The organism is Bacillus sp. EAC, from assembly GCF_002156875.1.
Taxonomy (GTDB): Bacteria; Bacillota; Bacilli; order Bacillales; family Bacillaceae_G; genus Gottfriedia.
Genome location: NZ_NCSY01000001.1, coordinates 328,469 through 341,023, shown reverse-complemented (window position 1 = coordinate 341,023; position 12,555 = coordinate 328,469). Strand labels below are relative to the sequence as shown.

At 33.0% G+C, this 12,555-nt stretch carries 10 protein-coding genes and 1 pseudogene; 10 read left to right on the top strand and 1 reads right to left on the bottom strand.

Annotated features, from left to right (window positions below; all coding sequences use genetic code 11):
* The first annotated feature begins 7 nt into the window (after window positions 1–7).
* The 10 genes and pseudogenes from B7R65_RS01490 to B7R65_RS01445 all read left to right on the top strand — a co-directional run bounded on the left by B7R65_RS01490 (window position 8) and on the right by B7R65_RS01445 (window position 11,815).
* Window positions 8–646: a response regulator transcription factor gene (locus B7R65_RS01490; RefSeq protein ID WP_088040978.1), complete on the top strand. Its 639-nt coding sequence runs from the start codon at window positions 8–10 to the stop codon at window positions 644–646.
* 127 nt (window positions 647–773) lie between these two features.
* Window positions 774–4,001, top strand: a complete 3,228-nt coding sequence (locus B7R65_RS01485; protein WP_088040977.1) for a DEAD/DEAH box helicase — start codon at window positions 774–776, stop codon at window positions 3,999–4,001.
* 426 nt (window positions 4,002–4,427) lie between these two features.
* Window positions 4,428–5,792, top strand: a complete 1,365-nt coding sequence (gene gabT, locus B7R65_RS01480; RefSeq protein ID WP_088040976.1) for a 4-aminobutyrate--2-oxoglutarate transaminase — start codon at window positions 4,428–4,430, stop codon at window positions 5,790–5,792.
* On the top strand, window positions 5,793–7,217 hold the full coding sequence (locus B7R65_RS01475) for an aldehyde dehydrogenase family protein (RefSeq protein ID WP_088040975.1): 1,425 nt from the start codon (window positions 5,793–5,795) through the stop codon (window positions 7,215–7,217).
* 247 nt (window positions 7,218–7,464) lie between these two features.
* Entirely contained in the window at window positions 7,465–8,532 is a 1,068-nt protein-coding gene (locus B7R65_RS01470) for a DmpA family aminopeptidase (RefSeq protein ID WP_088040974.1), read from the top strand.
* 158 nt (window positions 8,533–8,690) lie between these two features.
* A complete protein-coding gene (locus B7R65_RS01465; RefSeq protein WP_088040973.1) occupies window positions 8,691–9,176 on the top strand; it encodes a cysteine hydrolase family protein in 486 nt (161 codons plus the stop codon).
* Window positions 9,177–9,382: 206 nt separating this feature from the next.
* Window positions 9,383–10,282, top strand: a pseudogene (locus B7R65_RS01460) (SDR family oxidoreductase).
* A 53-nt stretch (window positions 10,283–10,335) separates the two neighbouring features.
* Entirely contained in the window at window positions 10,336–10,701 is a 366-nt protein-coding gene (locus B7R65_RS01455) for a DUF6054 family protein (RefSeq protein WP_088040972.1), read from the top strand.
* Window positions 10,702–10,981: 280 nt separating this feature from the next.
* Window positions 10,982–11,296, top strand: coding sequence for a hypothetical protein (locus B7R65_RS01450; protein WP_088040971.1), 315 nt, complete (start codon window positions 10,982–10,984; stop codon window positions 11,294–11,296).
* A gap of 15 nt (window positions 11,297–11,311) precedes the next feature.
* Window positions 11,312–11,815: a GNAT family N-acetyltransferase gene (locus B7R65_RS01445; RefSeq protein ID WP_179194730.1), complete on the top strand. Its 504-nt coding sequence runs from the start codon at window positions 11,312–11,314 to the stop codon at window positions 11,813–11,815.
* A 34-nt stretch (window positions 11,816–11,849) separates the two neighbouring features.
* Here B7R65_RS01445 and B7R65_RS01440 read toward each other — a convergent pair whose 3' ends face one another.
* Window positions 11,850–12,551, bottom strand: coding sequence for a DUF554 domain-containing protein (locus B7R65_RS01440; protein ID WP_088040969.1), 702 nt, complete (start codon window positions 12,549–12,551; stop codon window positions 11,850–11,852).
* Between the last annotated feature and the right edge of the window lie 4 nt (window positions 12,552–12,555).

Here is a 12,555-nt window from a genome sequence, read left to right as displayed (position 1 = left end):
GCAAAAAATGATTAAAGTAGTTTTAGTTGATGACCATGAAATGGTACGAATGGGTGTTTCTACATATTTGAGTACTCAACCAGACATTGAAGTTGTTGGTCAGGCTAGTAATGGAAAAGAAGGAATTGATTTAGTATTAAATACGCGACCTGATATTGTTTTAATGGATTTAGTAATGGAAGTAATGGATGGAATTGAAGCGACTAAGCAAATTATCGCTAGATGGCCAGAGGCAAAAATTATCATTGTGACAAGTTTTATAGATGATGAAAATGTCTATCCAGCGATTGATGCTGGTGCAAAAAGTTATATGCTAAAAACTTCAAGAGCAAGTGATATTGCTAATGCAATTCGTACAACTCATAAAGGTGGATCTGTTCTTGAACCTGTTGTAACAGGGAAAATGATGGATCGAATGAGAAAAAATGTACAACGTGAACTACATGATGATTTAACAGCTCGTGAACAAGAAGTTCTTCATTTAATGACTGAAGGTAAATCAAATCAAGAAATAGCAGATGATTTATTTGTTTCATTAAAAACAGTAAAAACACATGTCAGTAATATTCTTACAAAACTAGAAGTTGTCGATCGGACTCAAGCAGTAATTTATGCTTTTAGACATGGAATTGTTGAACAAAAATAATATATTGTAAAGTCGAGGAGCCTATTATTTGGCTTCTTTTTTTATAAAGATTAAACTAAAAATATGTGTTTCGGCTATTATTAAGATAGAATAGTAGTGAAAATAGTATCGGAAGGAGATAAATTAATTGGATATAAAAATAAATCATAAAATCATTAAAGAAATGTGCGGTACTGTCTCCTTCAAAAGGGGAGACTCTTTTTATCGTGCAAAGAAAGTAAAGTTTGAAAGCTATGGTCCAGATTGTTGCGTGGCAAAAGTCATTGGATTGGAAGAGTTTAAAGTAACAGTAAATAGTGATGCTGATGGAGGGTTTATTGCTAAATGTAGTTGTCCTTCATTAGTTTCTTTTCAAAGAGATTGCCAACATATTGCTGCCGTTCTAATTTCGATAGTTGAACAAAAGCGAGTGGCAGTAACAACGGTAGACACAAAAAACGAATTAATGGATTCATTTATACATAATGATCTGACGGATGATGTAGTAAAACTATTTAATGGTGCATCGATTCGTTCGAGTAGTGAACAAATGTACTTTGAAAATCGAGAAATCGTACAGTTTGAATTTAATTGTAAAGTAATCGCAAAAAGTAATGAAGAGTATGTATGTGGGATTGAATTGAAATTTGAATCACACTCATTAAGCAATGTTAGAGAATTTTTAAATCAACTTAAAGAGGGAAAAAAAATTAAACTAACAAATTCATTTACGTTTGATCCAACTATTCACTGTTTTCAAAAAGAGTCAGACAATGTTTTCCAGGTTCTTATTAAGATTATGGAAGATGAAAAAATGTATATCAACTCATTTCAAGAAAGTATTGATTGGAATGTAAGTGATCAATTATTTATCATTCCGCCATCTTATTGGACTAAGCTTTTAAAGATTCTAACAAAAATACCATTTGTAAATTTAAATGCAAATGGAGTTGAATATGAAGGTATTAAACTTTCAAATAATTCACTTCCATTACTTTTTGAGTTTGACAGAATAAATCGAAGAACTTTTCAACTTAAAGTAGCTGGGATGAATGAATTTATATTATTGAAATCATATTCTCAGACCTTATATGAGGGGAAGCTATATCCTCTGAAACAGGAGGATTTCAGTCGATTGATTGAGATTAAAAAACTTTTACATGATTCTGGTACTGATCAAATTTCAATTCAATCTGAACAAATTGATTTTTTTATGAGCAGTGTGATTCCTCAATTAAAAAAAATAGGCACTGTTAATATGTCAGACGCATTTTCTAACCAATTCACGAAAACTTCTTTAGTTGCAAAATTGTACTTGGACAGAGTGAAAAATAGATTATTAGCCGGTTTGGATTTTCATTACGAACATATTGTGATTAATCCACTTGATGAACGCGATCATTTAAATACATCTAAAGTGATAAGAGATGAATTGAAAGAGAATGAAATTTTAAGACTAATGGAACAGAGTTCTTTTTCTAAAACTGAGGGCGGATATTATTTACACAACGAAGAGCTAGAATACGAATTTTTACATAATATCGTACCAAAACTTGAGAAAATCGTACAAATTCATGCGACAACAGCAGTTAGAAATCGAATTTTTAGAGAAAATACATTTCCGAAGATTAGAGTGAAATTAAAGAAAGAACGTACAAATTGGCTGGAATTCAAGTTTGAAATGGATGGTATACCTGAAAAACAAATAAAAGAAATTTTATTAGCTATTAAAGAAAAAAGGAAATATTATCGATTACGAAATGGTACGCTTTTTTCATTAGAAAAAAGAGAGTCTGAAGAAATTAGACGTTTTTTAAATGCAGCACCAGTTCAAGATATAGACCTTGAAAGTGAGTTTAATGTACCGATTATTAGAGGTTTACAATTACTAGATTCTTATGATGAATCAAGTACATTCGAAATTGAGAATTCGTTCCGCCAATTTATTGATAGTATAAATAATCCAAATGATTTTGAAATCGATATTCCGAACCATTTAAATTCAATCTTAAGGGATTATCAAAAACACGGATACAGATGGATGAAAGCATTAACTAAATATGGTTTCGGAGGAATTTTAGCAGATGATATGGGATTGGGTAAAACATTGCAAAGTATTACGTATATTCAATCTATCATCCCAACCATTCGTCAACAAAAGTTACCGGTACTTATTGTTTGTCCTTCATCCTTAACATATAACTGGTCAAATGAAATACTAAAGTTTGCTCCGGATATTCAAGCTATTGTCATTGATGGTAATGCAACTGAAAGAGCAGATTTACAAAGCGATTTATCAGAAATCGATGTCATTATTACATCCTATCCTTTATTACGTAATGATATTAAATGGTATGAAAAACAAACGTTTCACACCGTATTTTTTGATGAAGCACAAGCTTTTAAAAATCCAACTACTCAAACTGCAAGAGTGGTAAAAAAAGTTCAAGCAGATTTTCGTTTTGCGCTTACAGGTACTCCAGTTGAAAACTCATTAGAGGAATTATGGTCAATTTATCATGTTGTCTTTCCTGAGTTATTCCAGGGGTTGAAAGAATACAGTAATCTAACTAGAAAAACGATCGCCCGAAGAGTTAAACCATTCTTATTAAGAAGAATGAAAGAAGATGTACTTTCAGAGCTACCAGAAAAAATTGAATCAATGGAATCGGTAGAATTGTTACCTGAACAAAAGAAATTGTATGCTGCTTATTTGGCCAAATTACAACATGATACATTAAAGCATTTAGCAAATGATAAATTTACACTCGGAAAAAATCGCATAAAAATCCTAGCAGGTTTGACAAGATTAAGACAAATTTGTTGTCATCCAGCCTTATTTATAGAAGGTTATAAAGGCAGTTCAGCGAAATTCGAACAATTGCTACAGATCATTGAGGAAGCAAAATTATCTAATCGAAGAGTTTTGATTTTTTCTCAGTTTACAAAAATGCTAGAGATAATTGGAAAAGAGTTAGCTAATCAAGGTGTCCCATTTTTCTATCTTGACGGAAAGACACCTTCAGAAGAACGTGTTGAGCTTTGTAATCGATTTAATGAAGGAGAGCGCAATTTATTTCTAATTTCAATGAAAGCAGGTGGAGTTGGGCTTAATCTAACAGGCGCAAATACTGTAATTCTTTATGATATTTGGTGGAATCCTGCTGTTGAAAGTCAGGCTGCTGACCGAGCACATCGTTTTGGACAGACAAATATCGTTGAAGTCATTAAACTAGTTTCTCGAGGCACGATTGAAGAAAAAATGAATGAGCTTCAACTTAAAAAGAAAGAACTAATCGATGAAATAATTGATTCAAATTCAAAATCAACGACCATACTTACAGAAGAAGATATTCGTGAAATTTTAATGATTTAATCTAAGTTGTTTGAATAAAAGGAACTTCATTGTAAAGAGGTTGTCGATTTCAAAAAATGTAATGATAGTGTTTGATGAGTACTATAGATAAGTACAGTAAGACTTCCATTTTTGGAAGTCTTTTTGTTTGGTACTTATTAGAAAATTATTGTTTATAATGATTATGAAAATGATAAGTTGCATGTATGAGACTACTGAGAATGTAAGTGAAAACAATTATTTCGAACTGGAAATTTTGAAATTTTCATGTTTACAAGAATGAAAGTTTACGTAAAAAACTTTTATTTCATTCATCATTTTATCGTGTTAATGACGATAAAAATTCATTCTGAAAAGATGAAATTTGAGTATATTAGAATGAAGCTATGATTTTTAATGAAGAATAAATGGTTGTTGTTTTGATTTAGTTTGAAGGGAGAGTTTAAAGTGACCATCAATCGTAAACTTACGAATGTTTCAGCCGGTGTACCTGGTCCTAAAGGGACACAGTTACTTGCATTACGAAATCAATTTGTTCCTTATGGTGTTGGAAATAATACGCCTGTTTTTGTAGAGAAAGCACATGGTTCGATTGTGGAAGATGTCGATGGTAATAAATTTTTAGATTTTGCTGGGGCTATCGGTACATTGAATGTCGGTCATACTCCTGACAATGTTGTACAAGCGATTAAATCACAAGCGGACTTATTAATTCATTCTTGTTTTCATGTTGGAATGTATAAACCATATATTGATTTAGCTCAGAAGCTTTCGGAAATTACTCCTGGAAAGTTTCCTAAAAAAACAATTTTACTAAATAGTGGGGCAGAAGCTGTTGAAAATGCTGTGAAAATTGCTAGAAAATATACAGGACGATCTGGAATCGTTTCATTTACTAGAGGGTTTCATGGACGGACATTATTAGGAATGTCACTTACAAGTAAAGTGAAACCTTATAAATATAAAATGGGTCCTTTTGCACCAGCTACATATAAAGCACAGTTTCCATATGTTTCTAATCGACCTAAAGAATTGACTGAAGAAGAATATATTTCATTTTGTATTAATCAATTTAATGACTTTTTATTAACCGAAGTATCTCCAGAAGAAATAGCAGCGGTAATTATGGAACCAGTTCAAGGTGAAGGTGGCTTTATCGTTCCACCTAAACGATTTGTGCAAGAAATTTTCAATATTTGTAAAAAGAATGGAATCATCTTTATAGCTGATGAAATTCAAACCGGTTTTGGCCGAACTGGTGAATTATTTGCATCCACCTATTTTGAAATTGATCCCGATCTAATTACATTGTCAAAATCGATTGCTGCCGGTGTTCCAATTAGTGCAGTAACGGGTCGAGCGGAAGTAATGGATGCACCTTCACCTGGAGAAATTGGCGGAACTTATGGTGGTAGTCCATTAGGATGTGTGGCTGCTTTAGAGGTAATAAATAAAATTCAAAGTGAAGAGCTTTGGAAACGTGCACAATTTATCGGTAATAAAATAAAGAATTTTTTTGAAGAGTTAAAATTAGTTTATCCAATCATTTATGATATAAGGGGTCTAGGTGCGATGGTTGGAATCGAATTTATTAATCCTTCTACTGATCAACCTGCTAAAGAATTTGTAGCTGCGCTTACTAAAAAATGTTATGAAAATGGCTTAATCATATTAAGTGCAGGAGTTCATAGTAATGTGTTACGCTTTTTAACGCCAATCAATATGTTAGATGAAGAATTAGATGAAGGTCTTACTATTTTAAAAGAATCATTACAACAAGTAGTAGGTCAGCTTGTAACTGAGGTGAAATAAATGAAAAAAAAACTATATATAAATGGAAATTGGATTGAAGGTTCAACCTATGTTGATCTTTTTGCACCACATTCAAATGAGAAAATTGCTGAAATTCCCCAAGCGACTAGAGAAAATTTAGAAAATGCAATTAATTCGGCTAAAAATGCTAGCATTGAGATGGAAAAATTAAGTGCTTATGAACGCAGTGTTATATTAGAGCAATTGGTTGACCAATTTAAAGAAAATCGAATCCGGTTAGCGGAAATTTTAGCATTAGAGGCTTCTAAACCATTAAAGGTTGCATTTGGTGAGATTGATCGTACAATCGCAACGTACAAAATTGCTTCTGAGGAAGCAAAACGCATTTATGGAGAAACAATCCCTTTAGATGCTGTTGTCGGCGGTGAAAGCAGGGTAACATATACTGTTCGTGAACCAATTGGTGTAGTTGGTGCAATCACACCTTTTAATTTTCCTTTTAATCTAGTAGCACATAAAGTCGGTCCTGCTATTGCGGCAGGAAATACAATTGTATTAAAACCTGCAAGCCAAACGCCATTATCGGCAATTGCTTTAGCTGAAATGATTGATAAAACGGACTTACCAAAAGGTGCATTTAATTTAATTACAGGTAAAGGCTCAGAAATTGGGGATGCACTCGTTACACATCCTGATGTTCAAGCTATAACCTTTACTGGAAGTCCAGAAGTAGGAATTTCACTTAAAAGTAAAGCTGGTCTTAAGAAAGTAACTCTTGAATTAGGATCAAATTCTGCCTTAATCATTGATGAAGATGTTCAACTTACTAAAGAACTAATTAATCGATGTGTATGGGGTTCATTCGTTTACAATGGCCAGGTATGCATCTCATTACAAAGAATATTTGTTCATGATTCCTTGCTAAACGATTTTCTAACTCAAATGAAGGAAACTACTGAAAACTTAAAAGTTGGTTCTCCACTTGATATAGAAACTGATATAAGTGCTTTAATATCAAGTAAAGACGTAATTAGAATCGATCAATGGGTTAAAAATTCCATAAATGAAGGCTCTGAATTAATTACAGGTGGAAATATAATAAACGATCAAATATATGCTCCAACTATATTAGCGAATGTAAGTAATACATGTGAGGTTTCTTGTAAGGAGATCTTCGGACCTGTTGTAACCGTCAACTCTTTCCAAAACTTAGATGATGCAATTAATGAAGTAAATAATAGCCGATATGGTTTGCAAGCAGGTATTTATACTGAAAACTTAAAAAATGCACTTTACGCAACAAAGAAATTGCATGTAGGAGGCGTTCTAGTCAATGATGTCCCAACATTTCGCGTTGATTTAATGCCTTATGGTGGAGTGAAAGAAAGTGGATATGGTCGAGAAGGAATTAAATATGCTATTCAAGAAATGACCGAATTGAAGTTAATATCTATTAAAATGTAGTTTGAAAATTATGAAACGACTTTTATTATAATACTAGTTTAAATGTAAAAAATATAAATTATTAAAATCAAATAACGAACTGGTTTTTATCACGAGTTGCTTCGGCAACTCTATTTTTTATGAATTTGGAAGGATTGTTGTATTAATATATTGAACTATTCATAGATATGAGTTGAACCGGTTTAGTGTAGGTGACTCATTTTAATTCTAATTCAAACCTAGTTGAATGAATAATGGAGGACTTCATATGTCAAATCAAAAAAGAATACGAGATTATGGTGTGAAAATAGGAAATTTAGAAACTGGTAAAACTAATTCAATTACTGATGTTAATGGTGTAAGTGTTGGTCATGTAACGCTTAGTGATAATGAAAAACAAACAGGTGTCACTGCTATATTACCTCATCAAGGTAATCTTTTTAAGGAAAAGCTAATCGCTTCAAGCCATATTATTAATGGATTTGGCAAGTCTATGGGGACAATACAAATCAACGAACTGGGTACATTGGAAACACCAATTATTTTAACAAATACTTTAAGCATAGGAACTGCTGCAGATGCATTAATTGAATACATGCTAGGTCACAATCCGGAAATTGGACGTACGACTGGCACAGTTAATCCAGTAGTATGCGAATGTAATGACATGCTTTTAAATGATGTTCGAGCGAGATTTATCACGAAAGAGCATGTGATTCAGGCATTAGACAATACATCGACTAAAGTTGAAGAAGGCACTGTCGGAGCAGGCACTGGGATGCTTTGTTATTCGTTAAAAGGTGGTATTGGAACATCTTCCAGACTAATGAAAATGGAACATGGCACTTATACGATGGGAGTTTTAGTATTATCTAACTTTGGAATTTTGAGTGATTTAAAGGTGAACGGACAAGCTGTCGGACAAGAATTGAAAGACGCTATCTTACAGACGCGAGAGGAACAGGATAAAGGTTCAATTATCATAATTGTTGGTACGGATCTCCCTGTATCGGAAAGACAACTAAACCGAGTTTTAAAACGAACGATAACAGGCTTATCTCGTACAGGTTCTATTATTACAACTGGTAGTGGTGAGGTGGTAATAGGCTTTTCAACAGCTACAAAAATACCCCATGGAAAAACGTCACATTGTATATCAGTTCCAATGATTCATGAGGAGGATATAGATTTGGCTTTCAGAGCGATAGGGGAAGCTACTGAAGAAGCTGTATTGAACTCATTAGTAACTGCAACTCATGTTGTTGGCCGAGACGGTAACGAAAGACCTGCTTTTAAGGATCTAATAAACCAATATAACATTCAATTGGGGCAATAACAAATGACATGATAAACGGATAAATTGGCAGTTTAGATTAATAGAATTATAAATAGTAAGAGGTTTTCTTTCATTGGAATGGAATATATTGTATATGGTAGCTGTTTTTAAATATTAGGAAATAGCCATTTAAACTATAAAAATCGGAGGTTATCTAATTGAAAATTGGATTTCTAATCATTGACATGCAAAAAATATTTTTACAAAATGAAACAGAGGTACCAAATGTTGAAGGAGCATGTGAATACATTAACTATGTCGCTGACTTAATGCGTTCAAAAAATAATTTTGTTATACATATTCAGGATGTTGAAGGATCAAGCGAAATGGACGCAGAATTACTGTCGTTTATTCCAGAAATCAAAGTGGAGAAAGAAGATATTTGTATAACAAAAGAGCATTCAAATGCATTTTGGAATACAGAATTAGAGCAGATTTTACAGAGCAATGGTATTGATTTAGTCATTATAGCCGGCTTTGCAGCGGAACATTGTGTACTCTTTACATATAATGGAGCTATTGAAAGAGGCTTTAAATCTGTCATTTTACAAAATGGAATTTTAAGTACAAAAAGTGATGTGATAACTCAAACTTATCGCGATCGGAATTTAATATCACATACAGTTATTCCGTTTCTAGGCTAATAGCGAGCTATTCTCTCAATTTGTAAATCTAGATTTAGTAAGACCAGTTGTTTCTACGACTGGTTTTTGTTTTTAAACTATTTTTTAAAGTATCGTGTTATCGACTGAACAATCTTCGATTTAAAGCTTAATTACAACTCTCAAAAGACATTTTTTATATCAAATCGAATAAATTGTGATATGAGCTTGAGAGGAGAAGAGAAACGCTGACTTATTACAAGTATCCTTATCTAGGTTGGAAGCAGCATTGCACGAATGTGCCTGTTGTCTTTCCGCCACAGCATCAAAATCGACATCCAGGCTTTGAGTATTTGATGAACCCTCGTCCTATATCAGAAAATCCTACTTATATCGGTAGCGGAAAGCTAAAAAATAAAGTGGCAATTATTACTGGTGGGGATAGTGGGATTGGACGGGCTGTCGCAATAGCTTTTGCTAAGGAGGGTGCCGATCTTGTAATCGCATATCTTGATGAACACCAAGATGCAGCCGAAACAAAGCAGATCATTAACAGTCTTGGCCGTCAATGTTTGACCATTGCAGGAGATTTACGACTTGAGGAAAACTGTTATTCCGTAGTCGCTACCACGTTAAAAACGTATGGTCAATTAGATATTTTAGTGAACAATCACGGAGTACAGTTTCATCAAAAAAGCATTATGGATATTACAAGAGAGCAATTGATGAATACGTTCCAAACGAATATAATTTCATTTTTCGATATGACCAAGGCCGCTTTACCACATCTTCGTGCAGGAAGTTCTATTATTAATACAACCTCAGATACAGCCTTTTCAGGCATGAGTTTTATGATTGATTATACTGCCTCCAAAGGAGCAATTGTTTCATTTACCCGTTCTTTATCACAATCACTTGCTGATTAAGGCATTCGGGTTAACGCTGTAGCACCAGGTCCAACCTGGACCCCGTTAATCCCTTTGGCATTTACAGCAGAAGAAGTAACTACATTTGGAACAGAGGTGCCATTGAAGCGTCCGGGTCAGCCTTTTGAGTTGGCGCCTGCTTACGTGATGCTAGCATCAGAAGATTCTTCATACATATCGGGGCAAATTATTTTTGTGAATGGAGGATCGATTGTTACCTAAAATCTTTTATAATAAAATCAATACGTTATAAGTGTAGAAAGAAGAGGTGGAAAATGCTTAATTGGAAACAAAGCTTAGAAAATGGAAGTAAGCAGGTGGATGGATGGAAAGTTCGATTATCTCCTGTTGAAGTACAACGTTTGATTGAATCAGCTGACTTTGTGAATGATATATTGCATTCTGAGAGATATCTTTTAGAGAATAATAAAGAGATTACGATTACAGTAATTGAAAAGTATTTTGTTAGAGTTAGCAATCGTGCCACATTAACTCTTATATGTGACAATATGTCAGGTGAAACGAAAATAAAAGCTATAGCTGGCGGAACATCGGAAAGCTTGTTCTGGAAGTTTGATTGGGGAGCTTCTAAAAGTTTTATTAGTTATGTGAAAGAAGTGTTAAAGGATTACAAAATATAATAAATTTCTAAAGAATAACAAACAGAGCGTCAAGTAGGTTTTACATCGAAGAATAGTATCTTAAGGCGTTTCCTTAATCGGGAGAACGCCTTTTCAATTTTGTGCTCAGTTAAAAATTGACTACGGTTTTTATTAAAACACATTTTAAATAAAATTTGCATTATACGAGCAAAAAGATCGAAGGAAAATGATTCTGACAAGTAAAATTAATATCCTAAAATTTCTGAATAATATGTTATATTATTAATAATAGATGAGAGTTGAAAGGTTAGGTTTTTTTATGGATCGATTTAAAATTGATTATTGGACAATTAGTGAAATTTTTATGGCGTTTCTTATAGGAATGCTCGCTACACAAACGATTCTAAGAAATGTATATGAATTAAATGGAATTTCGTTTATTGGGAATACAAGTGTGATTTGGTTCAGTGTTTCATATTTAATTTATGTAACTGAAACATTTATTAGATTACTAATTTGGAAGAATTCTGAGTCATTAAAGAAAAGAATAAAGGGATATTCTTTTTGGGCAGTACTTTTATTAGCAATCATTCTTCTACTTATTCCTATCTTTAAAGGTGAAATTCCTTATTAAAAAGGAGTGATTATGTTGGAAATTAAAAAATTAACTAGTAAAGATTTACCAGAATTTATTCGTTTGAGGAGTGAAGGATTACAATTATCCCCAGAAGCTTTTGGTGAGAGTTTAGTAGAGTATACTAAAAAGTCATTCGAGGAACACTTACATAATTTCCCTAAAACCTTTGATAACTTCATTATTGGTGCATTTGAAAATGAAACGCTTGTTGGAGTTGCTGGATTTTTTCAAAAGAGATCTGAAAAGATGAAGCATAAGGGAGCTATCTGGGGGATGTATGTTACTCCAAGTAGTAGAGGGAAAGGATTAGGGAAAAAAATACTTAATACTGCAATTGAACAAGGAATCTTAATTGATGAAATCCTTCAAGTTGAATTAGCTGTAATTTCCACTAATCTAGCAGCAAGAAAGCTGTATGAGTCAGTAGGCTTCGAGAGTTTCGGTACAGAAAAAAGAGCAATATGTGTTGAGGGTGTTTTTTATGATGAGGAACATATGGTGAAAGTAATAAAATAATCTAAAAAATCCCCTTCATTAAGAAGGGGATTTTTTAGATAGATTGGATGATACATACAAATAGAAGTGCAAAAAAGATAGATGGTAACATATTTCCAATTTTAATTTTTACTAGTCCAAGAGAATTTAATCCTAGTGCGATTAATAAAATTCCACCAGTACCAGAAATCTCTGCAATAATAGCGTTTAACAAGTGTTGATTAACTAAATTAGGAACAAAGGATGCGAAAATCGCAATAAATCCTTGATAAAGTAGTACTGGAATTGCTGAAAATATCACTCCAATTCCTAGTGTTGATGTTAAAATAATTGATAGAAATCCATCCATCATTGATTTTGTATATAGTATTTCATGATTATGACGTAAGCCACTATCCAGTGCTCCCAAAATTGCCATCGCACCTACACAAAAAAGAAGAGTTGACGTTACAAAACCTTTTGAAATCGAACCTTCATTTTTTGATTTGACCTTGCTCTCAATAAACATACCAAGTTTGTCTAATCTACTTTCAATATCTAACCACTCACCAACAACTGCCCCTAAAGCTAAGCTAAATACAACAATTAATATTTGATGGGATTTCATCGCCAAAGTAAAACCAATTACGATAATTACAAGTGAAATTGATTGAGTTACTAAGTTTTTCATTCGTTCTGGAATTCTTTTAATAAATAATCCCAGTAAGGATCCAAAAATAATTGCAATTGAGTTAATAATTGAGCCGAGTAAAACCATGATT

Bases quoted from the DNA above. Each gene is read 5' to 3' on its own strand.
- B7R65_RS01440 (WP_088040969.1), bottom strand. From the start codon at position 12,551: ATGGTTTTACTCGGCTCAATTATTAACTCAATTGCAATTATTTTTGGA.
- B7R65_RS01455 (WP_088040972.1), top strand. From the start codon at position 10,336: ATGCTTAATTGGAAACAAAGCTTAGAAAATGGAAGTAAGCAGGTGGAT.
- B7R65_RS01450 (WP_088040971.1), top strand. From the start codon at position 10,982: ATGGATCGATTTAAAATTGATTATTGGACAATTAGTGAAATTTTTATG.
- B7R65_RS01490 (WP_088040978.1), top strand. From the start codon at position 8: ATGATTAAAGTAGTTTTAGTTGATGACCATGAAATGGTACGAATGGGT.
- B7R65_RS01475 (WP_088040975.1), top strand. From the start codon at position 5,793: ATGAAAAAAAAACTATATATAAATGGAAATTGGATTGAAGGTTCAACC.
- B7R65_RS01470 (WP_088040974.1), top strand. From the start codon at position 7,465: ATGTCAAATCAAAAAAGAATACGAGATTATGGTGTGAAAATAGGAAAT.